We start from the raw sequence: 26,549 nt of genomic DNA, 5'->3' as shown, positions 1-26,549 counted from the left end.
AGGGCCGCGTCAGATCTTGTTGAGCGCCTGAGCCAGGGCCGACTTCTTGTTGGCGGCCTGGTTCTTGTGGATCACGCCTTTGCTGGCGGCCTTGTCCAACTTGCGGCTGGTGGCGGCGAGCAGTTCGGCGGCTTTGTCCTTGTCGCCGCCGGCGGCGGCGGTGCGGAAGGCGCGAATGGCCGTGTGAAGTGAGGACTTCACCGATTTGTTGCGCAGGCGGCGGCGCTCGTTGGTGAGGTTGCGCTTCTTCTGCGACTTGATGTTGGCCACGCGCGAGGTTCCTTTTACTGACGTTGAGTGGGGTTGCCGACGAGACCTGCGGATTCGCCTGGCAGCGAGGCCCCAGACTACCAGCCGGCCCGGTGAAGTCCCAAAGTCGCACTGTCCAGCCTGCACAAACGGTCATCCTCGGGCAGCATGTCACCGGTGAGCCTCCTCGAGCCGCCGCCGGCCCGCGCGCGTACGCGCCGCGAACAACCGGCCATCTTCGGCGGCTACGACGACCTCGGGCCGTACTCGGCGGCTTTTGACGAGATGTTCGACCGCCACGGCGGGGTCCGGGCGCCCTACAAGGGGATCCACGCCGAGTTGGCCCCCACCGACGCCGGCGAACTCGGCACGCGGGCCGAGGCGTTGGGCCGGGCATTCATCGACCAGGGCATCACCTTCTCGCTGTCCGGCCAGGAGCGGCCCTTCCCGCTCGACCTGGTGCCGCGGGTGATCTCGGCGGCCGAATGGTCTCGGCTCGAGCGGGGCATCACCCAGCGGGTCGTCGCCCTGGAGCGCTTCCTCGATGACATCTACGGGGATCAGCAGATCCTGCGGGACAGGGTGATCCCGCGGCGGTTGGTGACCTCCTGCGAGCACTTCCACCGCCCGGCGGCCGGCATCCATCCGCCCAACGGAGTGCGCATCCACGTCGCCGGCATCGACCTGGTCCGCGACGCCCAGGGCACCTTCCGGGTGCTCGAGGACAATCTGCGGTCCCCGTCGGGGGTGTCCTACGTGATGGAGAACCGGCGCACGATGGCCCGGGTGTTCCCCAACCTGTTCGCCACCCACCGGGTTCGAGCGGTCGGTGACTACTCCTCGCATCTGCTTCGCGCGCTGCGCAACGCCGCGGCGACCAACGAGGCCGATCCCACCGTGGTGGTGCTCACCCCGGGGCCGTTCAACTCGGCGTACTTCGAGCACTCGCTGCTGGCCCGGCAGATGGGCGTGGAGTTGGTCGAGGGCCGCGATCTGTTCTGCCGGGACAACGTCGTGTACATGCGGACCACCGACGGTGAGCATCAGGTCGACGTCATCTACCGGCGCATCGATGACGCGTTCCTCGATCCGTTGCAGTTCCGGCCCGACTCGGTGCTGGGAGTCGCCGGGCTGCTCAACGCCGCGCGGGCCGGCAACGTCGTCATCTCCAGCGCGGTGGGCAACGGTATCGGTGACGACAAGTTGGTCTACACCTACGTGCCCACCATCATCAACTACTACCTCGGCGAGAAACCGCTGCTGCCCAACGTCGACACGCTGCGATGCTGGCTCGACGACGAGCGGGCGGAGGTACTCGACCGCATCGACGAGTTGGTCATCAAACCGGTCGAGGGCTCCGGGGGATACGGCATCGTCTTCGGCCCCACCGCCACTGAGCGTGACCTGGCCACCGTCCGCCGCAAGATCGAGGGCGACCCCCGCGGCTGGATCGCCCAGCCGGTCGTGCAGCTCTCGACGGTGCCCACCAAGGTCGGCGACGAACTGGTGCCGCGGCACGTCGACCTGCGTCCGTTCGCCGTCAACGACGGCGACGGCGTGTGGGTGCTGCCCGGCGGGCTGACTCGCGTCGCCCTCACCGAGGGGTCACTGGTCGTCAACTCCAGCCAGGGCGGCGGATCCAAGGACACCTGGGTGCTGGCCTCGCGGGCCTCGGCCGGCGATCGGGAACTGGGCGCGCCGGGGGTGGTGCGCAAGCTGCCCGCCGGCGAGGCGCCCGCCGAGCCCGCGCCGCCGCAACAGCAGCACAAGGCGGCCCAGCAGCAGCAGCAGGGGGTGATGCGGTAGTGCTGGCCCGCAACGCCGAGGCGCTGTATTGGATCGGGCGTTACGTCGAACGCGCCGATGACACCGCGCGCATCCTCGACGTCACCGTCCACCAACTGCTGGAGGACTCCAGTGCCAATCCCGACCAGGCCTCCCGGGTACTGCTGGGGGTGCTGGGGATCGCACCGCCCAGCACGGCGCTGGATCTGTGGTCGCTGACCGAACTGGTCGCCTTCAGCCGCGGACTGCCCGGAGCCTGCTCGATCGTGGACTCGATCTCGGCGGCCCGCGAGAACGCGAGATCGGCCCGGGAGGTCACCTCCAGCGACATGTGGGAGTGCCTGAACACCACCTATAACGCGCTCGCCGAACGCGAACGCGCCGCCCGCCGGCTGGGTCCGCACCTGTTCTTCTCCTTCATCGAAGGCCGTGCGGCGATGTTCGCCGGGCTGGCGGATTCGACGCTGTCCCGCGACGACGGCTACCGCTTCCTGGTCCTCGGGCGGGCCCTGGAACGGGTCGACATGACAGTGCGGCTGCTGTTGTCGCGGGCCGGTGACAGCCCGTCCTCCCCGGCCTGGGTGACCGTGCTGCGCTCGGCCGGCGCGCATGACACCTACCTGCGCACCTATCGCGGTGCGCTCGACGCGAACCGGGTCGTGGAGTTCATGTTGCTCGACCGGCTTTTCCCGCGTTCGGTGTACTTCTCGCTCAAGCTGGCCGAGCACAGCCTCGACGAACTGATGCACCGGCCGCACAGCCGGGTCGGCGCGACGGCCGAGGCGGTGCGCCTGCTCGGGCGGGCCAGAAGCGAGCTGGAATTCATCGGTCCCGGAGTGCTGCTCGACTCGCTCGAGAAGCGGCTCGCCAGCATCCAGACGACGTGCCGGGAGGCCGGGGAGGCCGTCGCGCTGCAGTACTTCCATTCCGCGCCGTGGGTCGCGTGGTCAGACGCGGGACATCAGGGGGCCCTGGTGATCGAGGAGGGGGAGATCTGATGTGGCGGATGCGCGTCGTGCACGCCACCGGATACGCCTACAAATCCCCAGTCGTCGCCTCCTTCAACGAGGCGCGCCTGACCCCGCGCTCCGACGCCCGCCAGAACGTCATCCTCAACCGGGTCGAAACGGCTCCGGCGAGCCGCTCCTACCGCTACGTCGATTACTGGGGGACCGCCGTGACGGCCTTCGACCTGCACGCCCCGCACTCCGAACTGGAGGTGACCGCCGCCTCGGTGGTCGAAACCGACGTGCCCGAGCCGGTGGAGGCGTCGCTGGGATGGTCCGATCTGGCCTCGGAGACGGTCCTGGACCGCTACCACGAGGTGCTCATCCCCACCCGCTACACCCCGGCCAGCAAGCGCATCGCACGGGTCGGTCGCAAGATCGCCAAGTCCGACGCCCCCCGCGACGCCGTGGTCGCGGCAGCCCAGTGGGTGCGCTCGGAGTTGGATTACGTCCCAGGCAGCACCGGTGTGCACTCGTCGGGCCTTGACGCCCTCCGCGAGGGCAAGGGCGTGTGCCAGGACTTCGCGCATCTGCTTCTGATCCTGCTGCGCGGCATGGGAATTCCAGCCCGCTACGTCTCGGGATACCTGCACCCGCAGCGCGATGCGGCGATCGGCGATCCCGTCGACGGTCAGAGTCACGCCTGGGTGCAGGTGTGGACCGGCGCGTGGTGGAACTACGACCCGACCAACGACGTCGACATCAACGAGCAGTACGTCAGCGTCGGGGTCGGCCGTGACTACTCCGATGTGACGCCGCTAAAGGGCATCTACTCCGGGGAGGGTTCCACCGATCTCGACGTCGTCGTCGAGATCACCCGGCTTGCCTGAGCGCTCAGCTCGAGGCCCCACCCACCGACACCGTGAGCAGGTCGTCGCCGAGTTCGACGGTCCCGCCGAATTCGTGCGCCGCCAGCTCGCGCCACTGGTCTTCCTGGCCGGGGACGAGCGGCGGGACGTAGTGGGTGAGCACCAGGGTGCCGACACCGGCGCGCGCTGCGGTGGCGGCTGCCTGCTGCACCGAGGAGTGATAGTCCAAGATGTCGCGGATCCGCTGAGCCGGCATCAGCTCCACGAGATCCTTGCGGATCACGGTGTGCACCATGGCGTCAGCGCCGCGGGCCAGTTCATCGAGGGTCGCACAGGGAACCGTGTCCCCGGCGAGCACCACCGAGGCGCCCGCGTGCTCCACCCGGAAGGCGACGGTGGGTTCCACCGGGCGGTGGTCGGTGGGCGCGGCGGTGATCCGGACACCCCCGGCGTCCCACACCACCCCGTCGGTGTATTCGCGGACCTCCACGATGGGCGGCTCGGTGATGTCGGCGTGGTGGTGGACGCGGTAGGAGATGTCGGGCGCCAGTGCGGCCAGTGTCGCCTCCACCACCGCCCGGGTGCCCGGCGGCCCGATGATCGGCAGCGGGTTCGGCCCGATCGTGGTGACCCAGCGGGTGGTGATCACATCGGAGAGGTCGGTGATGTGGTCGCTGTGCAGGTGGGTGAGCAGCAGGGCGCTCACCCCGGCTGCGCCGACCCCGGCCGCCGCCGCCCGCATCAGCACCGCACGTCCGCAGTCCACCAGGAACACCTCGGAGCCGGCCCGGACCAGGGTCGCGGGCCCGGCCCGATTCGGGTCGACCATCGGGCTTCCGGTGCCGAGCAGGGTGATGTCGATCATGTGTCCGTCATACCCGGCCCGCGGATTGGGCGGCGGCCGACCCCGGCACGGCGTAGCCTGTTGTGACGGCTATCACAGCCATCACACACGGCTATCACCCCGAGGGGCGCGCATGCGGATCGCAGACATCCTCCGAACCAAGGGTTCGACGGTGGCCACCGTCACCGAGACCACCACGGTCGTCGGCCTGCTCGGCGAGTTGGCCAATGGGAACATCGGGGCGATGGTGGTGATCGCACCGGAGGGGCCGGAGAACGTGGTCGGCATCGTCTCCGAGCGGGACGTCGTGCGCCGGCTGCACGAACACGGTCCCGATCTGCTGCGCCGGTCGGTCGCCGACATCATGAGCGCGGCCGTGCTGACCTGTGGCCTCGACGACCGGGTGGACGATCTGGCGGCGCTGATGACCAACAACCGGGTCCGCCACGTCCCAGTCCTCGACGGCGGCCGGCTGGTCGGCATCGTCAGCATCGGCGACGTCGTCAAGAACCGGATGGAGGAGCTGCAGGACGAGCAGCGCCAGCTGCAGGCCTACATCACCCAGGGCGGCTGATCGAACCTAGCTCCACGAGTACTCGGCACGAAGCCGCATCGCGACGAGCTCGAAGGTGGCCCGGTCCATGATCGCGCCCTCCCGGCGGATGCCCTCCTCGGGCACATCGAGCACCCGGTCCAGGCGAATCCAGCTGGGCCGCCCCTCGTAGTCCCAGCTGCCTACCCCGACGCTGAGCCAGTTCGCCTCGCCGTCATGGTGAGCCTGGCTGGACAGCACCAGCCCCAGCAGCCTGCGCCGTTCCCGGCCCACCACGAGCACCGGGCGGTCCTTGCCGCGGGACGGATCGTCTTCGTAGACCACCCAGGTCCACACGATCTCGCCCGGATCGGCCCGCCCGTCGAGGTCGGGTGCGTAGACCACCTTGCGGGCGCGGTGCGCCGAGGGAACGCTCTCGCTGGTGACCGGCCGGCCGGCGGTGATCGCGGTCCGGGGCTCCGCGGGCACCGCACCCGCGATCATCGCTCCGAGCCCCAGAATGCCCTGCTGGATGGTCCGCTGCACCACCTGCGGGTTCTGCAGCTGACGGAGCAGCTTCGGGGCCTCGTTGAACACCAGGTGCTCGGCGATACGCTGCAACGTCCTCCACTGCGACGCCATTCTCGACAGCATAGGGGAGGACCGCCGCCACCCGCACCGGCAGGGATTGGGCCTGGAAACGGCCGCAAACGGCGTTGTCGATACCCTGGACAGACCGAGTGAGCCCGACCGCCCCCGTCCAGGAGATTCCCATCACCAGCTTCGCCGACCGGACCTTCACCGCGCCGGCGCAGATCCGCAACTTCTGCATCATCGCCCACATCGACCACGGCAAGTCCACGCTGGCCGACCGCATGCTGCAGCTGACCGGTGTCGTCGACGAGCGCTCGATGCGCGCGCAGTACCTCGACCGGATGGACATCGAACGGGAGCGCGGCATCACCATCAAGGCCCAGAACGTCCGGCTGCCGTGGAAAAGCTCAGTGGGCGGGTCGACGGAGGATTACGTCCTGCACCTCATCGACACCCCTGGTCACGTCGACTTCACCTACGAGGTGTCGCGCGCGCTGGCGGCGTGCGAGGGGGCGGTGCTGCTCGTCGACGCCGCGCAGGGCATCGAGGCGCAGACCCTGGCCAATCTCTATCTCGCGCTGGACCGCGACCTGGCGATCATCCCGGTACTCAACAAAATCGACCTGCCCGCGGCCGACCCGGAGCGCTACGCGGCCGAGATCGCCCACATCATCGGGTGCGAGCCCGACGAGGTGCTTCGGGTTTCCGGAAAGACCGGGGAGGGTGTGGCGGCCTTGCTCGACGAGGTGGTGCGGCAGGTGCCGCCGCCCGCCGGCGACGCCGATGCGCCGACCCGGGCGATGATCTTCGACTCGGTCTATGACATCTACCGCGGTGTGGTGACCTACGTGCGGGTGGTGGACGGCAGGATCACCCCCCGCGAGCGGATCAGGATGATGTCCACCGGGGCCACCCACGAACTGCTCGAAGTCGGCATCGTCTCCCCGGAGCCCAAACCCACCGAGGGATTGGGCGTGGGTGAGGTCGGCTACCTGATCACCGGAGTCAAGGACGTGCGGCAGTCGAAGGTCGGCGACACGGTGACCACGGTGCGCAACTCCGCCACCGAGGCCCTCACCGGCTACCGCGAGCCCAAGCCGATGGTCTACTCCGGGCTCTACCCGGTGGACGGTTCGGACTACCCCAACCTGCGCGACGCGCTGGACAAGCTCCAACTCAACGACGCCGCGCTGACCTTCGAACCGGAGACGTCGGTGGCCCTGGGCTTCGGCTTCCGGTGCGGATTCCTCGGCCTGCTGCACATGGAGATCACCCGCGAGCGCCTGGAACGGGAGTTCGACCTCGACCTGATCTCCACATCGCCCAACGTGGTGTACCGGGTGATCTTGGAAGGCGATCCGCCGGACGGACCCGGTCATATCGTCACCAATCCCGCGGACTGGCCGGAGGGCAAGATCCGGGCCGTCTACGAGCCGGTCGTCAAGACCACCGTGATCTCACCGAGCGAGTTCATCGGCACGATCATGGAGCTCTGCCAATCTCGTCGCGGCGAACTCGGCGGGATGGACTACCTCTCGCCTGAGCGCGTCGAACTGCGGTACACCATGCCGCTGGGAGAAATCATCTTCGACTTCTTCGACTCGCTGAAGTCGCGTACCCGCGGATACGCCAGCCTCGACTACGAGGAGGCGGGCGAGGCGGAGGCCGCGCTGGTCAAGGTCGACATCCTGCTGCAGGGCGAGGCGGTGGACGCCTTCAGTGCGATCGTGCACAAGGACTCCGCACAGGCCTACGGCCACAAGATGACCACCAAGCTCAAAGAACTGATCCCGCGCCAGCAGTTCGAGGTGCCGGTGCAGGCCGCCATCGGGTCGAAAATCATTGCCCGCGAGAACATCAGGGCTCTGCGCAAGGACGTTCTCAGTAAGTGCTACGGCGGTGACATCACCCGCAAGCGCAAGCTGCTGGAGCGGCAGAAGGAGGGCAAGAAGCGCATGAAGACCATCGGACGGGTCGACGTGCCGCAGGAGGCCTTCGTCGCAGCACTGTCGACCGATGCGGGCGGGGATAAACCCGCGGACAAAGTCCGCAAGTAGCTACCTCTAGACCGGCGAGTTGGCCGGCTGGAAGACGCCGGTGCTGTCGGCGAATTCCTCGGCCCGGATGACGTGCACCACCGCGTTGATCAGCGCGAGGTGGGTGAACGCCTGCGGGAAGTTCCCCAGGTGCCGCCCGGTGCTGGGTTCGATCTCCTCGGCGTAGAGGTGTAGCGGGCTGGCGAAGGACAGCAGCCGCTCGCACAGGTGGCGGGCCCGGCTGATCTCGCCGATCTCGACCAGAGCGGACACCAGCCAGAATGAGCAGATGGTGAAGGAGCCCTCCTCCCCGGACAGCCCGTCATCGGTCTCCTGGACGCGGTAGCGCAGCACCAACCCGTCCTCGGTCAGTTCGTTGGCGATCGCCAGCACGGTGGCGCGCACCCGCGGGTCGTCGGGGGGCAGGAAGCGCAGCAGCGGAACCAGCAGCAGCGACGCGTCCAGGGCGTCATCGCCGTAGCGCTGAGTGAACACGCCGCGCTTGTCGACTCCGTGCGCCAGGACGTCGGCCTTGATCTCGTCGGCGACCGCCCGCCACTGGTTGGCGTAGCTCTTCGATCCCAGTAACTCGGCGAGTCTGGCGCCGCGGTCCATCGCCACCCAGCACATCACCTTCGACGACGTGAAATGCTGCGGTTCCCCGCGCACCTCCCAGATACCGCGGTCTGGCTCCCGCCAGTGCGCCATCGCCTCATCGACCTGTTCCTTGAGCACCGGCCACAGCTGATCGGAAATGTTCTCGCGGGACTTGCAGTGCAGGTAGACCGAATCGAGCATGGTGCCCCAGATGTCGTGCTGGCGCTGGTTGTAGGCACCATTCCCGATTCGCACCGGTCGCGCGTTGTCATAGCCCGAGAGGTGATTCAGTTCCTCTTCGACCAGTTCCCGCTCGCCGCCGACGCCGTACATCACCTGCAGCGGACGACGCTCGCCGTCGTTGGCACCCGACACGTCGGCGATGAAGGCGAAGAAGTCGTCGGCCTCCCGGTCCAGCCCCAGGGTGTAGAGGCCCCACAGGGCGAAGGTCGAATCACGCACCCATGCGTAGCGGTAGTCCCAGTTGCGCTCGCCACGCGGGGTCTCCGGCAACGAGGTGGTGCTCGCCGCCAGTAGCGCACCGGTCGGCGAGTACACCAGTCCCTTCAGGGTCAGGGCGCTGCGCTGCAGATAGGCCCGCCACGGATGATCCGGGAACTGACCGACGTTGATCCACTGCCGCCAGGCCTCGCTGGTCTGCCACATCCGCTGGGTGGCCTCCTCGTAGGTATGCGGTGGCGGATTCTTCGACCACGACAGCGCAACGAAAACGTTGTCGCCCTCCTTGAGACGGGTGCGGGCCCGGGCCTCCCGGCCCTCCAGGCCGATCCGCAGGTTGGTGGTCAGCCGCAGGGCGGGATGCTCATCGGCGTCGGAACGGCCGCGCGCGATCGCCTCGCCGTAGCCGTCGGTGGAGTACTCCCAGACGGTGTTGATGCGCCCGTAGTCGAAACACGGTTCGCAGTTCATGGTCAGTTCCACGGTCCCGCTCACGCAGCGCACCGTGCGCAACAGAATGTGCTCGGCATCCCAGTCCATCGGTGTACGGCGGTGGGTGTGGGAGCGGGCCTCGATGTCGTGCCACGGACCCATCACCAGGGCCTCGCGAACGATGATCCAGCCCGTGTGCGTCTGCCACGTCGTCTCCATGATCAAGCTGCCCGGCAGATAGCGCCGTGCCGCCGGGACCGTCACCCCGTACGGGCCCAGTCGGAAGTGGCCTGCGCCCCGGTCCAGGATGGCGCCGAAGACGCTGGGGGAGTCCGGGCGCGGGACGCACATCCATTCCACCGAGCCGGCCGAAGAGATCAGGCAGGTGTTCTCGCAGTCGGACAGGAAGGCGAAATCGGCGATCGGGGGAAACGGACCGCGATGGGCCGCGGACGGAACGAAGCTGGCCGGGGCGGTCGACAGCCGCGAGGGCCGCCCGTCGGCCGCGCCGACATTCCCGGGCTGGGTATCCAGAGACATTCCGACATCATCAGCCCCGCGGGCCTCCTGCGTCCACCGTTACCGAAGAAGGCGCTTGAGGTGTGGTCACCAGCGGTGCGGTTAAGGTAGTGCGGTGGCCGGGTTCCTCAGCTGGTGGGACAGTGCCGAGCTGTGGTTGTCGGGACGGGGCTTCGTGCTGCAGACCGTGATCGTCATGCCGGTCGTTCTGGTCCTCGCCTACGGCATCGCGTCGGCTCTGGACGCCATGCTCGGCCGGGGAATTCGATTGCTGAGCCGGCTGCGGGGGAGCGGGGACCGGCGGGGGTGAGCGGAATGCCGCGCTCCCGGGTCAGTCTCGCGCTGGTCGCCCTGCTGCTGCTCGTCGTCGTGGTGTGGCTACTCAACCGTTGACTTCGGGGGGTCCCCGGTGCTCTGTTAGGCTGCGGCGCATGCGTGCGGCAGCGTTGACATCGCCCATCGGTGAGCGCGGCGTTGCGCACACCGGCTGTTTTTGCTGACTCCACCGCCCGCGCGCGGTTCGGTGCCGGATGGGGCACAGCTCCGGTTGCCGTCCAGTCGCTGGTGAATCCAGAACTCGACGAGGAAAGAAGCCGTCAGTGCCGATCACGCCGATCACACCGCTCGACTCCCGGACCCGGGCCCTGCAGCACTCCCGCCGGATCGCCCTGCAAGCCGGCCTCGCGGCACTGCTGACCCTGACCGCCGCCTGCAGCGGCGGGGCCAGCGACGTCGTCGGCGGCGGGGGCGGTAAGGCCGACACCACGCTGACCCTGGTGGCCTACGCCGTTCCGGAGCCGGGCTGGAGCAAGATCATCCCCGCCTTCGCGGCGACACCCGAGGGCAAGGGAGTCGCCGTGACGACCTCCTACGGTGCCTCCGGCGACCAGTCCCGCGCCGTGGTCGACGGCAAGCCGGCCGACATCGTGAACTTCTCCGTCGAGCCCGACGTGACGCGGCTGGTCAAGGCCGGCAAGGTTGCCGCGGACTGGAACGCCGACGTCACCGGTGGGATTCCGTTCGGATCGGTGGTGACCCTGGTGGTCCGCAAGGGCAACCCGAAGAACATCCGCGACTGGGACGACCTGCTGCAGCCCGGCATCACGGTGGTCACCCCGAGCCCGCTGAGCAGCGGTTCGGCCAAGTGGAATCTGCTTGCTCCCTATGCGGTCAAGAGCGACGGCGGTCGCGACCGGCAGGCCGGCCTGGACTACGTCAGCCGGCTCGTCACCGATCACGTCACCACCCGCCCCGGCTCCGGTCGCGAGGCCACCGATGTGTTCCTGCAGGGCACCGGCGATGTTTTGATCAGTTACGAGAACGAGGCGATCAACATCGAGCGTCAGGGCAAGCCGGTCGAACACGTCAACCCCGCGCAGACCTTCAGGATCGACAACCCGGTCGCGGTGATCGCCACCAGCACCCATCTCGACAAAGCCACCGCGCTGAAGAACTACCTCTATACCCCTGAAGCGCAGATGATCTGGGCCCAGGCGGGCTTCCGGCCGGTCGACCCAGGCGTCGCCGCCGACTACGCAGGCGACTTCCCGCTGCCGCAGAAACTGTGGACGATCGCCGATCTGGGCGGCTGGGATGTCGTCGACCCAGCTCTTTTCGATAAGGACACCGGGGCGATCACCGAGATCTACAAGAAAGCGACCGGATGACCCCACCGGCCGGTCCCGGCGTCGCGGCAGCCCGCATGGCCGCGCCCGCCGACGGTGATCCGGCGGTGGTCATGGGCCGCGGCGCCTCGACCGTGGCGCTGGCCGGTGTGGCGTCGATCTGGCTGAGCCTGATCGTTCTGGCTCCGCTGGCGGCGATCGTGTGGCAATCGGTGGAGGGTGGCCCGGGTGCCTTCTGGGACGCGGTGACCTCCAGGCCGGCGCTGGAGTCGTTTCAGGTGACGATGGTGATCTCTGTCGCCGTGACCCTCATCAACACGGTGCTCGGCCTGCTGGTGGCATGGGTGCTGACCCACGACGAGTTCGCAGGCCGAAGGTTCGTCGATGCGGTGATCGACCTGCCGTTCGCCCTGCCTACCATCGTCGCGAGCCTGGTGATGCTGGCGCTGTACGGCCCGAACAGTCCGGTGAACCTCCACCTGCAGCACACCAAGTGGGGGGTGGGGATCGCGCTGCTCTTCGTGACCCTGCCGTTCGTGGTACGAACGGTGCAGCCTGTGCTACTCGAACTGGACCGCGAGGTCGAGGAAGCCGCGGCATCACTCGGTGCGGGAAACCCGGCGATCTTCGCCCGGGTGATCCTGCCCGCCCTCGCTCCGGCTCTGCTGTCCGGGGCGGGCCTAGCCTTCTCGAGGGCGATCGGCGAATTCGGGTCGGTGGTACTGATCGGCGGAGCCATTCCCGGTAAGACCGAAGTCTCCTCGCAGTGGATTCGCACCCTGATCGAGAACGACGACCGAACCGGTGCGGCAGCCGTATCCATCGTGCTGCTGCTGGTGTCCTTTCTCGTACTGCTGGTGTTGCGCATCGTCGGATCACGGGCGGCCCGACGGGAGGAACTTGCCGCATGATCCTCTCGCCGCTGGTCCGCTACCTGATCCGCTACTCCGCGCTGTTTTATGTGGCGATTCTGGTGCTCGTGCCGGTGGGATTGATCGTCTGGCGCACCGTCGCGCCCGGCTTCGACACTTTCGTCGCCTCGATCACCACGCCGGCGGCGATCTCAGCACTGCAGCTGTCACTCCTCGTCGTCGCGATCGTCGTCCCGCTCAATGTGGTGTTCGGGGTTCCCACCGCCTTGCTGTTGGCGCGCAGGCGATTCCGCGGCAAAGCGATCCTGCAGGCCGTCATCGACCTGCCCTTCGCGGTATCGCCGGTCGTGGTCGGAGTGGCCCTGATTCTGCTGTGGGGCAGTGCGGGGTTACTCGGATTCGTCGAGAACAGTCTGGGGTTGAAGATCATCTTCGGACTGCCCGGGATCGTTTTGGCAAGTGTCTTCGTCACGGTGCCGTTCGTGATCCGGGAGGTCGAGCCCGTTTTGCACGAGCTCGGTACCGAGCAGGAGGAGGCCGCCGCCACGCTGGGTGCGACCTGGTGGCAGACGTTCTGGCGCATCACCCTGCCGTCGATCCGATGGGGACTGACCTACGGTGTGGTGCTGACCGTGGCCCGGACACTGGGCGACTACGGCGCGGTCTTGATGGTGTCGTCGAATCTGCCGGGCCAGTCCCAGACCTTGACGCTGCTGGTCGCCGACCGCTACAACCGGGGCGCGGAATACGGCGCCTACGCGATCTCGACGGTGCTGATGACGATCGCGATTCTGGTCTTGGTTGCCCAGGTGGTCCTGGATGCACGACGCGGCAGGATCGGCAGATGATCGACGCGATCACCGTCACCGGTGCCAACAAGCAGTACGGGGATTTCCGGGCCCTGAACAATGTCGACTTCGTGGTCCCCGCCGGGTCGCTCACCGCTCTGCTCGGACCGAGCGGGTCGGGCAAGTCGACGCTGTTGCGGGCCATCGCCGGACTTGATCAACCGGATACCGGCACGATTGTCATCAACGGTCGTGACGTCACGAGAGTGCCGCCGCAGCGGCGCGGTATCGGTTTCGTCTTCCAGCACTATGCGGCGTTCAAGCACCTGACGGTGCGCGACAACGTGGCGTTCGGCCTGAAGATCCGCAAACTCGCCAAGCCGGAGATCGATGAGAAGGTCGACAACCTGCTGCACATCGTTGGTCTGGCGGGCTTCCAGACCCGCTACCCCAGCCAGCTCTCCGGCGGTCAGCGCCAGCGCATGGCACTGGCCCGCGCGCTCGCGGTGGACCCAGAGGTCCTGCTGCTCGACGAACCTTTCGGCGCGCTGGATGCCAAAGTTCGCGAGGGTCTGCGGGCGTGGTTGCGGCGATTACACGACGAAGTCAATGTCACCACCGTGCTGGTCACTCACGACCAGTCAGAGGCCCTCGATGTGGCCGATCGGATCGCGGTGCTCAACGAGGGTCGTATCGAACAGGTCGGCACGCCGGCGGAGGTGTACGACCATCCCGCCAACGCCTTCGTGATGTCGTTCCTGGGCGCGGTCTCATCGCTCAACGGGATCCTGGTGCGTCCGCACGACATCAGGGTCGATCGCAGCCCGGAGATGAACTACGCCGCCGGCGACGGAACCGCACAGACCACCGGCGTCACCCGCGCCACCGTCGAGCGGGTGGTCTATCTCGGATTCGAGGTTCGGGTCGAGTTGACCAGTGCCACCACCGGCGCCCCGTTCACCGCTCAGATCACCCGTGGGGACGCTGAGGCGCTGGGACTTAGCGAGGGCGACACCGTCTATGTGCGGGCCACCCGGATTCCGCCGGTCGCCGGCGACGAGACGCCGTCAAGCGCTTCCTGAGCTGGTATTTCCCCACCCCCGGGTAGCGTGCAGGAGGAGATGGCGGCCCGACGGGCGGCCCGAAGGAGAGGCAATCATGGATGCCGGATCATCGCGCGTGCGAGCGCTGCGACTGCTCAGTGCCGGAGCGCTCGTCGCTCTGGTGGCCGCGACAGGGGCCTGCGGCAAACCCGTGCCGGGGTCGGCGACGTCACCGGGCGATGCGACCGCAACGACGACAACGACTGAAGGGCCGGCGATGACTGAGGGTGGTAACGGGGGCAGTGGCGGTAACGGCGGCCAGGGTGGTAACGGCGGCCAGGGCGGGGCCGGCGGCCAGGGTGGCGCGGGTGGCGCCGGGGGCGCGGGCGGTCAGGGCGGTCAGGGCGGCAAGGGCGGTCAGGGCGGCAAGGGCGGGCTTGGCGGGCAGGACGGCGTCGCCGGTGCCGACGGGGCCGACGGGGCCGACGGGGCGCCGGGTGCACCCGGCTGAGTAGACCGGTCCCGCGTTCAGGCGGCGGCGCGGCCGCGCCGCGCGGCGTCGAAGCGGTCCAGGAGGGTTTCCGCCACCAGGGGGTGCGCTCCGAGAGGGTCGGCCATTTCGGCTCCGCTCGTGTGAGCCGTCGCGGCGAGCCGGTCGGTGATGCGCCCCGGCGCGATGAACCAGGGGGCGATGACGATCCGCCGTGCGCCCAGGTCGCGAAGTCGTTCGAGACCGTCGGTCACCGAGGGTGTCGGGCCGGTCGCGAACGCCAATCCGACGGCGGCCCGCGGATGGTCGCGGCCCAGGCTCTCGGCGACGCCGGCGGTTCGGGCGTTGGCGTCGGTGTCTGACGACCCGACGGCCACCACCAGCACACCCGTGCCGTCGCGCTGCTCGTCGCCGACGCACTCGGTGACCCGCTGGTGTAGCACCCGCACCAGCCGCGGATCCTCACCCAGCGCCTCCGCCTGCGACACCGGGTACTGCGCTCCCGCGGCGGCGATCATTGCCGGGATGTCCACCCGGGCGTGGTAGGCGCTGGCCAGCAGCAGCGGCGTGACGATCGCCGGGCCGTCGAGTCCGGCCAGCACATCGCGAAGATTCGGCGTGCTCTTCTCGCAGAACGCCACCCGCACGCGCAGACCGGGCCGAAGCAGACCTATCTGTTCGGCAACGGCGTGCGTGGTGGCCGCCGACCGCGGATCCACGCTGCCGTGCGCGGTCAGCACCAGAGTCGGAGCCATCAGGTGTGCAACCCGCACTCGGTCTTGCCCAGGCCCTGCCAGCGACCGCTGCGCGGATCAGAACCGGAGGAAGGCTTCGCGGTGCACGGCGCGCAGCCGATCGACGGGTAGCCCTCCTGCACGAGCGGATTGACCAGAACGCCGTGGGCATCGATGTAGGCCTGCATGTCCTCGTCGGTCCACGCCGCCAACGGGTTGACCTTCACCAGCTTGAACGCCTCGTCGAAGCTGATCAGCGGGGCGCCGGCCCGGGTCGGTGACTCCACCCGGCGGATGCCGGTGACCCACGCCCGATAGTTGCGCAGCACAGCGCTCAGCGGTGTCACCTTGCGCAGCCGGCAGCACTCGTGGGGATCACGGGCGAACAGATCCTCGCCCAGCATCCGGTCCTGCTCGGACACGCTGTGCTCGGGCGTCGCGTTGATCACCGTGATGTCGTAGAGCGATGCGGCGGCGTCACGAGTGCCGATCGTCTCGGCGAAGTGATAGCCGGTGTCGAGGAACACCACGTCGACTCCGGGCCTGACCGTGGCGGCCAGATCGATCAGAACCGCATCGGCCATGTTGGAGGCCACCACGTAGTGGCCGCCGAAATGCCGCTCGGTCCAGGCCAGCAGTTCCGCCGCACCGGCATCCGCCAGCTCGGCGGCTCCGCGGCGCGCCAGCTCGCGCAACGCCGCCTCGGTCTGCGCGCCGACTTCCTGATCCGGGCCGCCCCTCATCGCAGGTCCGCCTCCTCGGCGCGCAACGCCCACTGCGCGAAACGCTCCCCGTCGGTGCGCTGCTTGGCGAAGTTACGCACCACCCGCTCGATGTAGTCCCCGAGTTCGGCGGCGGTGACCTTGTGCTGGCGCAGTTTTCGCCCGAAGTTGCTGTCCTGACCGAGGCTTCCCCCGAGGTGAACCTGGAATCCCTCGGTGTGGCCACCTTCGCCGTCCTCGACGACCTGACCCTTGAAGCCGATGTCGGCAACCTGGATGCGCGCGCACGAGTTCGGGCAGCCGTTGATGTTGACGGTGATCGGTACGTCGAGCCCGGCGTTCAGATCGGCCAGACGCTGCTCAAGCTCGGGTACCAGAACCTGGGCGCGCTTGCGGGTCTCGGCGAAGGACAGCTTGCAGAATTCAATACCCGAGCACGCCATCAGATTGCGCCGCCACGGTGACGGCGTGGCCGGCAGGCCCAGATTCTCCAACTCGCCGGCCAGCCAGGCCACCCTGTCGTCCGGGACGTCGAGAACGATCATCTTTTGGTACGGGGTGAACCGGATGCGATCGGAGCCGACCTGCTCGGCCAGGTCGGCGACCCTGCTCAGAATGGTCCCCGACACCCGACCTGCGATCGGGGCGACGCCGATGGCGTTGAGTCCGTTGCGAAGTCGCTGCACGCCGACGTGGTCGATGGGTCGCGTCACCGGCTGTGGTGCCGGGCCGTCGATGAGCCGCCGCTGGAGATACTCGGTCTCGAGAACGTGCCGGAATTTCTCCGGTCCCCAGTCCTTGACGAGGAACTTCAGCCGGGCCTTGGAGCGCAGCCTGCGGTAGCCGTAGTCCCGGAACAGACTCACCACCGCCTCCCACACGTCCGGCACGTCGGCCAGCGCAACCCACGCGCCCAGACGCTGGGCGAGCATCGGGTTGGTGGACAGCCCGCCACCCACCCACAGATCCAGCCCGGGACCGTGCTCAGGGTGGTGCACACCGATGAAGGAAACGTCGTTGACCTCGTGAACGACGTCCTGCAGTCCGCTGATGGCGGTCTTGAACTTGCGCGGAAGGTTCGCGTACTCCGGCTTGCCGATGTAGCGGCGCACGATCTCCTCGATCGCCGGGGTGGCATCGAGCACCTCGTCGAGGGACTCCCCGGCCAGCGGCGAGCCGAGGACGACGCGTGGGCAGTCCCCGCACGCCTCGGTTGTCTGCAGGCCGACCGCGTCCAGGCGCCGCCAGATCTCGGGCATGTCTTCGACCCGTATCCAGTGGTACTGGACGTTCTGCCGATCGGAGATGTCGGCGGTGTCGCGGGCGAACTGGGTGGAGAGCTCGCCGAGCGTGCGCAGTGCGGCCGCGCTCAGCGCGCCGCCGTCGCTGCGCACCCGCAGCATGAAGTACTTGGCCTCGAGCAGGTCGATGTTCTCATCACCGGTCCACGTGCCGTCGTAACCCTCTTCGCGCTGGGTGTAGAGACCCCACCACCGGAACCGGCCACGCAGGTCGGTCTTGTCGATGCTGTCGAAGCCGTCGCGGGCGTAGCTGGTCTCGATGCGCTCCCGCACGCTGAGCGGGTCGTCGTCCTTCTTCATCTGCTCGTTGGCGTTGAGCGGTTCCCGCTGGCCCAGCGCCCACTGGCCCTCGCCGCGGCTGCGCGGCGTCTCGGCGTCGGTCGTGCGGGTCATGACGTTTCTCCGGTCTGGGGAGGCTGGCGGGGGACCGCGATGCAACATCGGGGCCAGCCAGCACAGGTGCAGTTGAGCGGGTACCGCGGCGTCAGGCCGGACAGCAGCAGCTGCAGATGCGCTTGAAGTCGACGTGCCGCCGAACCACCAGGACGACCGATCGGGTCTGGGGGGCGGACATGGCCGCAATTGTGCCACGGCAGCCCGCACCCGCCCCAACCGGCCGGAATTTACGCTCGCGGTGAGCGAAACCGGGGCTCTGGGAGACTCAGACGGTGGCGGTCCTTCCCCGCATGACCCCGGGCACGCCCTTCGGCATCTATATCCACGTGCCGTTCTGCGCCACCCGGTGCGGGTACTGCGACTTCAACACCTACACCCCGGTCGAGCTGGGTGCCGAGCGCGGTCCGGCCGGAGCCACACCGGACGGCTGGCTCGCCGCGCTGCGGGCCGAACTGGATCAGGCGGCGGGGCTGCTCGGGCCGGTGACCGTGGACACCGTCTTCGTCGGCGGGGGAACCCCGTCGCTGCTGGGCGCCGGGCGCCTGGCCGCGGTCCTCGAGCTCGTGCGCGACCGGTTTCCGCTGGCCGGCGACGCCGAAGTCGCCACCGAGGCCAACCCCGAGTCGACGTCGGCGGACTTCTTCGCCGACATCCGTGCCGCCGGCTACACCCGGGTGTCGCTGGGCATGCAGTCGATCGCCCCGCACGTGCTGGCCGCGCTGGACCGCGCCCACTCGCCGGGTCGGGCGGCCGCCGCCGTCGGTGAGGCGCTGGCCGCCGGCTTCACCCACGTCAATCTCGATCTCATGTACGGCGTCCCGGGGGAGTCCGACCGCGACGTGCTCGATTCGGTCGCGGCGGCGCTCGACGCCGGCGTCGACCACGTCTCGGCCTACGCCCTGGTGGTCGAGGAGGGCACCGCGCTGGCGCGGCGGGTCCGAGCGGTCGAGTTGCCCGGTGACGACGTGCTGGCCCGGCGCTACCGGCTGATCGACGAACGACTCGCCGCCGCCGGGCTGGACTGGTACGAGGTCTCCAACTGGAGCCGCCCGGGTGGGCAGAGCCGACACAGCCTCGGGTACTGGGGCGGCGGTCAGTGGTGGGGTGCCGGGCCGGGGGCGCACGGGTTCCTCGGCGATGTCCGCTGGTGGAACGTGAAGCATCCGCGGGCCTACGCCCAGCGGCTCGCCGGCGGCGACAGTGCGATCGACGGCTTCGAGCGGCTCGACACCCGCAGCCGGCATTACGAAGAGGTTCTGCTCGGCATCCGGCTGCGGCGCGGATTGGACTCCGCGCTGTTGAGCGACACCGAACGGGCGCGCGCCGAGCGGGCGGTCGGCAGCGGCCTGCTCGACCGCGACGGCGACCGCCTGGTTCTGACCGACCAGGGTCGCCTGCTCGCCGACGGGGTGGTGCGCGACATTCTGGACGGCTAGCGGCAGAGCCGCGGGGTCCCGCCAGTCTGTGGTGGCACTCAAGTGGCTCGGGTGCCAATCCGGCCGGTCGCGACCCGTAAAATAGGCTGAACAGGCCGACGAGGGAGGTGAGCCGATGAGTACCGCTGACGACCGCCGGTTCGAGGTGCTGCGCGCCATCGTCGCCGACTTCGTCGCGACCCGGGAGCCGATCGGCTCCAAGGCCCTCGTCGAGCGCCACAACCTCGGGGTTTCCAGTGCCACGGTCCGCAACGACATGGCGGTCCTCGAGGCCGAGGGCTACATCGCCCAGCCGCACACCAGTTCCGGGCGGATTCCCACCGAGAAGGGTTATCGGGAGTTCGTCAACCGGATCGACGAGATCAAGCCGCTCTCGGTGCCCGAGCGCCGGGCGATCCTGTCGTTTCTGGAGTCGGCGGTCGACCTCGACGACGTCCTGCGCCGCGCGGTGCGGCTGCTCGCGCAGCTGACCCGCCAGGTCGCCGTCGTGCAGTACCCCACCCTCGCGGCCTCGACGGTGCGCCACCTCGAGGTCGTCGCCCTCACCCCGGCGCGGCTGCTGATGGTCGTGATCACCGACTCCGGCCGGGTCGACCAGCGCATCGTCGAACTCGGCGACACCTTCGACGAGCACCAGGTGTCGCAGCTGCGCGAGCTGCTGGGGCAGGCTCTGGTCGGAAAGAAACTCCCGGCCGCCTCGGTGGCGGTCGCCGATCTCGCCGGGCGACTCGACGCCTCGGGCACGTTCGGCGATGCCGTCGGCCGGTCGGCCACCGTGCTGCTGGAGGCCCTGGTCGACCACAGCGAGGAGCGGTTGCTGATGGGCGGCACCGCGAACCTGACCCGCAACACCGCCGACTTCGGCGGCTCGCTGCGCACGGTGCTCGAGGCGCTCGAGGAGCAGGTGGTGGTGCTGCGGCTGCTGACCGCCCAGCAGGAAGCGGGCAAGGTCACGGTGCGCATCGGCCACGAGCACGACGCCGAGCAGATGGCCGGGACTTCCGTGGTGACCACCGCCTACGGCAGCCCCGGTACCGTCTACGGCGGGATGGGTGTGGTCGGACCCACCCGGATGGACTATCCGGGGACAATGGCCAATGTCGCGGCGGTCGCGATGTACATCGGCGAAGTTCTGGGCAGGCGCGCCGGCTGACGCCGGCGTCACGAAAGGTCAGGCGTGGCACGCGACTATTACGGCTTGCTCGGGGTCGGCAGGAATGCGAGCGACGCCGAGATCAAGCGCGCCTACCGGAAACTGGCCCGCGAGCTGCATCCCGACGTCAACCCCGACGAGCAGGCCCAGCACCGGTTCAAAGAGATGAGCACCGCCTACGAGGTGCTCTCGGATCCGGAGAAGCGCCGCATTGTCGATCTCGGTGGTGATCCGCTGGCGACCGCGGGCGCCGCCAATGGCTTCGCGGGTTTCGGGGGCCTCGGCGACGTGTTCGAGGCGTTCTTCGGCTCCGGTGGCGCCTCCCGCGGCCCGATCAGCCGCGTTCGACCCGGCTCGGACTCGCTGTTGCGGATGCGGTTGTCGCTCAACGAATGTGCGACCGGCGTCACCCGGCAGGTCACCCTGGACACCGCGGTGCTGTGCGACCTGTGCCAGGGCCGGGGTACCCACGAGAACTCCACACCGGCGGTCTGCGACATCTGCGGGGGCCGCGGTGAGATTCAGACTGTGCAGCGCTCACTGATCGGACAGGTGATGACGTCGCGGGCCTGCCCGACCTGCGGCGGCGTCGGTGAGGTGATCCCCGATCCGTGCCGCCGCTGCGCCGGTGACGGTCGGGTGCGCTCCCGCCGCGAGATCAGCGTGAAGATTCCGGCCGGCGTCGCCGACGGCATGCGGGTGCGCCTGGCCGCGCAGGGTGAGGTCGGTCCGGGCGGCGGCCCGGCGGGCGACCTCTATGTCGAGATCCACGAGAAACCGCACGAGATCTTCGCCCGCAACGGCGACGACCTGCACTGCACGATCACCGTGCCGATGGTCGAAGCCGCCCTGGGTACGACGGTCGCCGTCGAGGGCATCCCCGAGGGGCAGGTCGACATCGACGTCGTAGCGGGAACCCAGCCGGGCGCGGTGCTGACCCTGCGCGGCCACGGGATGCCGCAACTGCGCACGGGCGCCCGCGGCGATCTGCACGCGCACGTCGAAGTCAGCGTGCCCACCAAGCTTGACGCCCGGGCCAAGCAACTGTTGGGCGAGGTGCGGGGCCTCAGCGAGGAGCAGGCCGCGATCAAGCCCACCCGCACCGCGCCCAGCCAGCCCGGCGGCGGGCTTTTCAGCCGCCTGCGCGAGACCTTCAGCCGCTGATCCTCCCGCGTGGTCGCGACCCTCTTCTACACCGAGTCGGTGCCAGCCGTGGGCGCCGTCGCAGTCCTTGCGGGCGACGAAGGGTTTCACGCCGCAACGGTGCGGCGGATCCGCGTCGGTGAGTCCCTTCACCTCGGGGACGGCGCAGGCACCGTTGCCGAGTGCGTGGTCGAGACCGTCGCCCGCGACTGCCTCGGCGCCCGAGTGGTGCGGCGTCGCACGGTGGCCCCGGCTCAGCCCGCGGTGACCATCGCCCAGGCCATCCCCAAATCGGAGCGCTCCGAACTGGCCGTCGAGCTCGCCACCGAGGCCGGCGCCGATGAATTCCTGGCGTGGCAGGCCGCGCGCTGCGTTGCCCGCTGGGATGACGACCAGCGCGCCGCGAAAGGGCTGCGCCGGTGGCGTGCGGTGACGCGGTCGGCCGCGCAGCAGGCGCGCCGCCCCTTTCTCCCCGTCGTCGACGGCCCCGTATCCACCCGGCAGCTGGCCGGGGTCATTGCCGAGCGGGTGGCGGGGGGCTCGGCTGCGCTGCTGCTCCACGAGTCGGCCGACCGGCCGCTCACCGATATCGCGCTGGCCCGGGCGGTCTCGATTCTGATCGTGGTGGGACCCGAGGGGGGGATCGCCGACGAGGAAAAAGCCCTGCTGGAAGGGGTCGGCGCGGTCGCGGTACGGCTGGGCCCGACGGTCCTGCGCACCTCGACGGCAGCGGCGGTGGCCCTCGGCGCTCTCGGCGTGCTGACACCACGCTGGGCGCTCGGCTGATGGCGGGAGGTTGTTTGCTCGCCGGAGGGTCCATTCGCGAGCCCGCGGCGGTAAGATCGGCTCAACAACCGAGAAAGCAGGCATTGAAGACCACGTGACGCCCCGCGAAACGACCGCCGCTGTCCGCAGCAGCATGAATGTTCCGCCCGACTTGGTCGTGGGCCTGCTCGGTTCGGCCGACGACAATCTGCGTGCCCTGGAGACGGCGCTTGCCGCTGAGGTGCACGTGCGCGGCAACGCCATCACCCTCTCCGGGTCACCGGCCGACGTCGCCCTGGCCGAGCGGGTGATCTCCGAACTGATCGCCGTCGTCGCCGGGGGACAGGCCCTGACCCCCGACGCCGTGCGGCGCAGCGTCGCGATGGTCTCCGAGGCCGAGAACGCCTCGCCCGCCGAGGTGCTGACGCTCAACATCCTGTCCCGGCGTGGCCGAACGATCCGCCCCAAGACCCTCAATCAGAAGCGCTACGTCGATGCGATCGATGCGAACACGATCGTGTTCGGCATCGGTCCGGCCGGAACCGGCAAGACGTATCTGGCGATGGCCAAAGCGGTCAACGCGCTGCAGACCAAGCAGGTCACCAGGATCATCCTCACCCGGCCGGCGGTGGAAGCCGGTGAGCGCCTGGGCTTTCTGCCCGGGACGCTGAGCGAGAAGATCGACCCGTACCTGCGGCCCCTCTACGACGCGCTGCACGACATGATGGACGCCGAGGCGATCCCCAAGCTGATGAGCGCCGGTGTCATCGAAGTCGCACCCCTGGCCTACATGCGTGGCCGGACCCTGAACGACTCGTTCATCATCCTCGATGAGGCGCAGAACACGACCGCCGAACAGATGAAGATGTTCCTGACCCGCCTGGGGTTCGGCTCGAAGATCGTCGTGACCGGTGACATCACCCAGGTCGATCTGCCCGGGGCGGCCACGTCGGGTCTGCGGGCGGCGATGGACATCCTCGACGGCATCGACGACATCCACTTCGCTCTGTTGACCAGCGCGGACGTCGTCCGCCACCGGTTGGTGTCCGACATCGTCGACGCCTACGCCAAAGCCGCCGAGCGGCCGGGCCTGCCTAACCGAGCGCAGCGTCGCTCGTCGCGCCGATAGGCAACGACAGGTCAGCCCATGAGTATCGAGGTCTCCAACGAGTCCGGATTGGACGTCTCCGAAGAGGAACTGATCAGCATCGCGCGCTACGTCATCCGCAAGATGAACGTCAACCCGAGCGCTGAACTGTCCATGGTGCTGCTGGACATCGACGCGATGGCAGACCTGCACATGCGCTGGATGGATCTGCCCGGTCCCACTGACGTGATGAGCTTCCCGATGGACGAACTCGAACCCGGCGGGCGACCGGACGCCCCCGAACCGGGACCGTCGATGCTGGGCGACATCGTGCTGTGTCCGCAATTCGCGGCCGAGCAGGCCCGGGCGGCCGGGCACAGCCTCGGACACGAACTGGCACTGCTGACTGTGCACGGTGTGCTGCACCTTCTGGGCTACGACCACGCCGAGCCGGAGGAGGAGCGGGAGATGTTCGGGCTGCAGAACAGGCTCCTGGAGGAGTGGGTGGCAGATCAGGTCGAGGGCTACCACCGGGACCGCCAAAGCGAGCGGGACCAGCACCTGCTCGACAAGTCGCGGTACTTCGACAATTGAACGGACTGGCGCCGCTGGCCGGCGTGATCGCATTGATCGTCCTGGGTGGGTTGTTCGCCGCCGTCGACGCCGCGATCAGCGAGGTCTCCGTCGCCCGGGTCGAGGAAATGGTGCGCGATGAACGACCCGGGGCGATACGGCTGGTGCGGATGCTGCCCGAGCGGCCGCGTTACATCAATCTCGTCGTGCTCCTGCGGATCGCCTGTGAAGCCACCGCCACGGTATTGCTCGTGGCCTATCTCTACGACGACATCGGCATCAACAGGAGCCTGCTCGCCTCCGCGGGCATCATGACGCTGGCCAGCTTCGTCATCATCGGCGTCGGCGCCCGGACCCTGGGCCGGCAGCACGCCTACTCGATCGCGTTCACCTCCGCGCTCCCACTGCAGGCGATCTCGGTGCTGCTCACCCCGATCAGCCGGCTGCTGGTCCTGCTCGGAAACGCGCTCACCCCGGGGCGCGGTTTCCGCAACGGGCCGTTCGCCTCCGAGACCGAACTTCGCGAGGTCGTCGACCTCGCCCAGCAGCGCGGCGTGGTCGCCGACGACGAGCGGCGAATGATCCAGTCGGTCTTCGAACTCGGCGACACTCCGGCCCGCGAGGTCATGGTTCCGCGTACCGAGATGGTGTGGATCGAGAGCGACAAGACCGCCGGACAGGCGACGTCGCTGGCGGTCCGCAGCGGTCATTCCCGCATTCCGGTGATCGGCGAGAATGCCGATGACATCGTCGGGGTCGTCTATCTCAAAGACCTGGTGCGCATGACGTACTACTCGATCAACGGTGGCCGCGACACCAAAGTGGCCGAGGTGATGCGGCCGGCGGTTTTCGTCCCCGACTCCAAACCTCTCGACGACCTGTTGCGGGAGATGCAGCACGACCGCAATCACATGGCGCTGCTGGTCGACGAGTACGGAGCGACGGCCGGCCTGGTGACCATCGAGGACGTGATCGAGGAGATCGTCGGCGAGATCGCCGACGAGTACGACACCCACGAGGTCGCTCCGGTGGAGGATCTCGGCGAGCGGACCTTCCGGGTGTCCGCGCGGCTGCCGATCGAGGATATCGGCGAGCTCTACGACATCGAGTTCGATCAGAAACTCGACGTCGACACCATCGGCGGACTGATGGCGCTGGAACTCGGCCGGGTTCCACTGCCCGGAGCCGAGGTGGTGTCCCACGGTCTGCGACTGCGTGCCGAGGGCGGGCCGGACCATCGCGGCCGGCTGCGAATCGGCACCATTCTGGTGAGCCCGGATCACGACGGTGACTGAGCCGCCGCAGAGCGAGGATGCCAAACTCGTCGCGCTGGCCCGCAGTGCGGCGGCGCGCGCCGGGGTGCCCAGTGCCGCGGCGGTCCGCGATCTGGATGGCCGAAGTTACGTCGGCGTACCCGTCGGCCTCTCGGCCCTGCGACTGACCGGACTTCAGGTCGCGGTCGCCGCCGCGATCTCCAGTGGCGCAACGGGATTTGAGGCGGTGGTGCTGGTCGGTGGTTCGGCTGCCGATGAAGGCCTCGCCGCGGTGCGGGAACTCACCCCGGATGCGGCCGTCCTCGAAGTCGACCTCAACGGAGGGCCGCGGTGAGCGACTTCCGCTCCGGCTTCGTCTGCCTGGTCGGCCGACCCAACACCGGCAAGTCGACGCTGACCAACGCGCTGGTCGGCGCGAAGGTGGCGATCACCTCGAGCCGGCCGCAGACCACCCGCCGCGTCATCCGCGGGATCGTGCACCGCGAGGACTTCCAGATCGTCCTCGTCGACACCCCGGGGTTGCATCGCCCGCGCACGCTGCTGGGCCAGCGGCTCAACGATCTGGTCCGCGACACCTACTCCGACGTCGACGTGATCGGGCTGTGCCTGCCCGCCGATGAGGCGATCGGTCCCGGGGACCGATGGATCTACGAGCAGATCCGGTCGGTGGCGCCCACGACGACGCTGGTGGCGATCGTCACCAAGATCGACAAGGTGTCCAAGGACGAAGTTGCCGCCGCGCTGATGTCGGTCAGCGAACTGGTGGGCGAGCACGCCGCAGCGATCGTGCCGGTCTCGGCAGCCACCGGTGAGCAGGTCGGTGTGCTGATCGATGTGCTCGCCGCCCAGTTGCATCCTGGCCCGGCCTTCTACCCCGACGGTGAACTGACCGACGAACCCGAGGAGGCGCTGATGGCCGAACTGATCCGGGAGGCCGCACTCGAGGGGGTGCGCGACGAGCTTCCGCACTCACTGGCCGTGGTGATCGAGGAGGTGAGCCCGCGAGCCGGGCGAGACGATCTCATCGACGTGCACGCGGTGCTCTACGTCGAGCGGGACAGCCAGAAGGGGATCGTCATCGGCCGGGGCGGCGCCCGGCTCAAGGAGGTCGGCACGGTCGCGCGCACCCAGATAGAAAAACTTCTCGGCACCAAGATCTTCCTGGATCTACGGGTCAAAGTGGCCCCGAACTGGCAGCGCGACCCCAGGCAACTGGGTCGGCTCGGATTCTGAACCCGACACGGCGCGGGGCGCTGACGATGTCGCAGACGGGTGTCAGACTCG

27 protein-coding genes are annotated in these 26,549 nt (G+C 68.6%); 20 read left to right on the top strand and 7 right to left on the bottom strand.

The genetic code is table 11. The features are described from left to right. Positions 1-9: 9 nt before the first annotated feature. Positions 10-270 (bottom strand): 30S ribosomal protein S20, encoded by a 261-nt coding sequence (gene rpsT, locus ACKOB8_RS13585; RefSeq protein ID WP_526378092.1) that lies wholly within the window; start codon positions 268-270, stop codon positions 10-12. A gap of 147 nt (positions 271-417) precedes the next feature. On the opposite strand from rpsT, the gene ACKOB8_RS13580 reads away from it, so the two are divergent. The 3 genes from ACKOB8_RS13580 to ACKOB8_RS13570 are packed head-to-tail and all read left to right on the top strand — an operon-like array spanning position 418 to position 3,871. Then, positions 418-2,055: a circularly permuted type 2 ATP-grasp protein gene (locus ACKOB8_RS13580; RefSeq protein ID WP_526378089.1), complete on the top strand. Its 1,638-nt coding sequence runs from the start codon at positions 418-420 to the stop codon at positions 2,053-2,055. Continuing rightward, the gene (locus ACKOB8_RS13575) at positions 2,055-3,032 is read left to right on the top strand and encodes an alpha-E domain-containing protein (protein ID WP_526378087.1); all 978 of its coding nucleotides are present in this window, start codon (positions 2,055-2,057) and stop codon (positions 3,030-3,032) included. Before ACKOB8_RS13580 ends, ACKOB8_RS13575 begins: the two co-directional genes overlap by 1 nt. Then, entirely contained in the window at positions 3,032-3,871 is an 840-nt protein-coding gene (locus tag ACKOB8_RS13570; protein ID WP_526378085.1) for a transglutaminase-like domain-containing protein, read from the top strand. Before ACKOB8_RS13575 ends, ACKOB8_RS13570 begins: the two co-directional genes overlap by 1 nt. 4 nt (positions 3,872-3,875) lie before the next feature. Here ACKOB8_RS13570 and ACKOB8_RS13565 read toward each other — a convergent pair whose 3' ends face one another. Then, positions 3,876-4,715, bottom strand: a complete 840-nt coding sequence (locus ACKOB8_RS13565) for a ribonuclease Z (protein WP_526378083.1) — start codon at positions 4,713-4,715, stop codon at positions 3,876-3,878. A 112-nt stretch (positions 4,716-4,827) separates the two neighbouring features. On the opposite strand from ACKOB8_RS13565, the gene ACKOB8_RS13560 reads away from it, so the two are divergent. Then, a complete protein-coding gene (locus tag ACKOB8_RS13560) occupies positions 4,828-5,268 on the top strand; it encodes a CBS domain-containing protein (RefSeq protein WP_526378081.1) in 441 nt (146 codons plus the stop codon). A gap of 6 nt (positions 5,269-5,274) precedes the next feature. Here the strand turns inward: ACKOB8_RS13560 and ACKOB8_RS13555 are convergent, their stop codons facing one another. Beyond that, entirely contained in the window at positions 5,275-5,868 is a 594-nt protein-coding gene (locus ACKOB8_RS13555) for a type II toxin-antitoxin system PemK/MazF family toxin (RefSeq protein WP_526378079.1), read from the bottom strand. Positions 5,869-5,942: 74 nt separating this feature from the next. Here ACKOB8_RS13555 and lepA point away from each other — a divergent pair, with 74 nt between their 5' ends. Further along, positions 5,943-7,877: a translation elongation factor 4 gene (gene lepA, locus ACKOB8_RS13550; protein ID WP_526378077.1), complete on the top strand. Its 1,935-nt coding sequence runs from the start codon at positions 5,943-5,945 to the stop codon at positions 7,875-7,877. A gap of 6 nt (positions 7,878-7,883) precedes the next feature. Here the strand turns inward: lepA and ACKOB8_RS13545 are convergent, their stop codons facing one another. Then, complete coding sequence (locus ACKOB8_RS13545) at positions 7,884-9,884, bottom strand: glycoside hydrolase family 15 protein (protein WP_526378075.1); 2,001 nt, start codon at positions 9,882-9,884, stop codon at positions 7,884-7,886. Positions 9,885-9,978: 94 nt separating this feature from the next. On the opposite strand from ACKOB8_RS13545, the gene ACKOB8_RS13540 reads away from it, so the two are divergent. From ACKOB8_RS13540 to ACKOB8_RS13515, 6 genes are all read left to right on the top strand, one after another. Next, positions 9,979-10,173 (top strand): hypothetical protein, encoded by a 195-nt coding sequence (locus tag ACKOB8_RS13540; RefSeq protein WP_526378073.1) that lies wholly within the window; start codon positions 9,979-9,981, stop codon positions 10,171-10,173. 352 nt (positions 10,174-10,525) lie between these two features. Then, entirely contained in the window at positions 10,526-11,530 is a 1,005-nt protein-coding gene (locus ACKOB8_RS13535; RefSeq protein ID WP_526378105.1) for a sulfate ABC transporter substrate-binding protein, read from the top strand. Beyond that, positions 11,527-12,399, top strand: coding sequence for a sulfate ABC transporter permease subunit CysT (gene cysT, locus ACKOB8_RS13530; protein WP_526378071.1), 873 nt, complete (start codon positions 11,527-11,529; stop codon positions 12,397-12,399). The genes ACKOB8_RS13535 and cysT overlap by 4 nt, the downstream gene beginning before the upstream one ends. Beyond that, complete coding sequence (gene cysW / locus ACKOB8_RS13525; RefSeq protein ID WP_526378069.1) at positions 12,396-13,208, top strand: sulfate ABC transporter permease subunit CysW; 813 nt, start codon at positions 12,396-12,398, stop codon at positions 13,206-13,208. Before cysT ends, cysW begins: the two co-directional genes overlap by 4 nt. Then, positions 13,205-14,230 (top strand): sulfate/molybdate ABC transporter ATP-binding protein, encoded by a 1,026-nt coding sequence (locus ACKOB8_RS13520; protein ID WP_526378067.1) that lies wholly within the window; start codon positions 13,205-13,207, stop codon positions 14,228-14,230. The genes cysW and ACKOB8_RS13520 overlap by 4 nt, the downstream gene beginning before the upstream one ends. 76 nt (positions 14,231-14,306) lie before the next feature. Further along, the gene (locus tag ACKOB8_RS13515; RefSeq protein ID WP_526378065.1) at positions 14,307-14,702 is read left to right on the top strand and encodes a hypothetical protein; all 396 of its coding nucleotides are present in this window, start codon (positions 14,307-14,309) and stop codon (positions 14,700-14,702) included. Between the two features lie 17 nt (positions 14,703-14,719). Here the strand turns inward: ACKOB8_RS13515 and ACKOB8_RS13510 are convergent, their stop codons facing one another. From ACKOB8_RS13510 to ACKOB8_RS13500, 3 genes are read right to left on the bottom strand one after another with little or no spacing between them, the layout of a single operon-like run. After that, positions 14,720-15,436 (bottom strand): sirohydrochlorin chelatase, encoded by a 717-nt coding sequence (locus ACKOB8_RS13510; RefSeq protein ID WP_526378063.1) that lies wholly within the window; start codon positions 15,434-15,436, stop codon positions 14,720-14,722. After that, complete coding sequence (locus tag ACKOB8_RS13505) at positions 15,436-16,158, bottom strand: phosphoadenylyl-sulfate reductase (RefSeq protein ID WP_526378061.1); 723 nt, start codon at positions 16,156-16,158, stop codon at positions 15,436-15,438. The genes ACKOB8_RS13510 and ACKOB8_RS13505 overlap by 1 nt, the downstream gene beginning before the upstream one ends. Further along, a complete protein-coding gene (locus tag ACKOB8_RS13500) occupies positions 16,155-17,831 on the bottom strand; it encodes a nitrite/sulfite reductase (RefSeq protein ID WP_526378059.1) in 1,677 nt (558 codons plus the stop codon). Before ACKOB8_RS13500 ends, ACKOB8_RS13505 begins: the two co-directional genes overlap by 4 nt. A gap of 293 nt (positions 17,832-18,124) precedes the next feature. Here ACKOB8_RS13500 and hemW point away from each other — a divergent pair, with 293 nt between their 5' ends. The 9 genes from hemW to era all read left to right on the top strand — a co-directional run bounded on the left by hemW (position 18,125) and on the right by era (position 26,498). Beyond that, positions 18,125-19,270 (top strand): radical SAM family heme chaperone HemW, encoded by a 1,146-nt coding sequence (gene hemW / locus ACKOB8_RS13495; protein ID WP_526378102.1) that lies wholly within the window; start codon positions 18,125-18,127, stop codon positions 19,268-19,270. Positions 19,271-19,385: 115 nt separating this feature from the next. Then, positions 19,386-20,423 carry a heat-inducible transcriptional repressor HrcA gene (gene hrcA / locus ACKOB8_RS13490; RefSeq protein WP_526378057.1) on the top strand — a complete coding sequence of 346 codons (1,038 nt, stop codon included), beginning with the start codon at positions 19,386-19,388 and terminating at the stop codon, positions 20,421-20,423. Between the two features lie 24 nt (positions 20,424-20,447). Beyond that, positions 20,448-21,587 carry a molecular chaperone DnaJ gene (gene dnaJ, locus ACKOB8_RS13485; RefSeq protein ID WP_526378055.1) on the top strand — a complete coding sequence of 380 codons (1,140 nt, stop codon included), beginning with the start codon at positions 20,448-20,450 and terminating at the stop codon, positions 21,585-21,587. A gap of 9 nt (positions 21,588-21,596) precedes the next feature. After that, positions 21,597-22,352 carry a 16S rRNA (uracil(1498)-N(3))-methyltransferase gene (locus tag ACKOB8_RS13480; protein WP_526378053.1) on the top strand — a complete coding sequence of 252 codons (756 nt, stop codon included), beginning with the start codon at positions 21,597-21,599 and terminating at the stop codon, positions 22,350-22,352. A 133-nt stretch (positions 22,353-22,485) separates the two neighbouring features. After that, positions 22,486-23,460, top strand: a complete 975-nt coding sequence (locus ACKOB8_RS13475) for a PhoH family protein (protein WP_526378051.1) — start codon at positions 22,486-22,488, stop codon at positions 23,458-23,460. A gap of 18 nt (positions 23,461-23,478) precedes the next feature. Continuing rightward, positions 23,479-24,012: an rRNA maturation RNase YbeY gene (gene ybeY / locus ACKOB8_RS13470; RefSeq protein WP_526378049.1), complete on the top strand. Its 534-nt coding sequence runs from the start codon at positions 23,479-23,481 to the stop codon at positions 24,010-24,012. After that, on the top strand, positions 24,009-25,286 hold the full coding sequence (locus ACKOB8_RS13465) for a CNNM domain-containing protein (protein WP_526378047.1): 1,278 nt from the start codon (positions 24,009-24,011) through the stop codon (positions 25,284-25,286). Before ybeY ends, ACKOB8_RS13465 begins: the two co-directional genes overlap by 4 nt. Then, complete coding sequence (locus tag ACKOB8_RS13460) at positions 25,279-25,599, top strand: cytidine deaminase-like protein (RefSeq protein WP_526378045.1); 321 nt, start codon at positions 25,279-25,281, stop codon at positions 25,597-25,599. The genes ACKOB8_RS13465 and ACKOB8_RS13460 overlap by 8 nt, the downstream gene beginning before the upstream one ends. Then, positions 25,596-26,498, top strand: a complete 903-nt coding sequence (era, locus tag ACKOB8_RS13455; protein ID WP_526378043.1) for a GTPase Era — start codon at positions 25,596-25,598, stop codon at positions 26,496-26,498. The genes ACKOB8_RS13460 and era overlap by 4 nt, the downstream gene beginning before the upstream one ends. Positions 26,499-26,549 lie beyond the last annotated feature (51 nt).

The sequence above is a fragment of the Mycobacterium sp. genome, assembly GCF_046091765.1.
Taxonomy (GTDB): domain Bacteria; phylum Actinomycetota; class Actinomycetes; order Mycobacteriales; family Mycobacteriaceae; genus Mycobacterium.
Note: the sequence above shows the minus strand (reverse complement) of the source record. Positions and strands in the feature narration are given on the sequence as shown.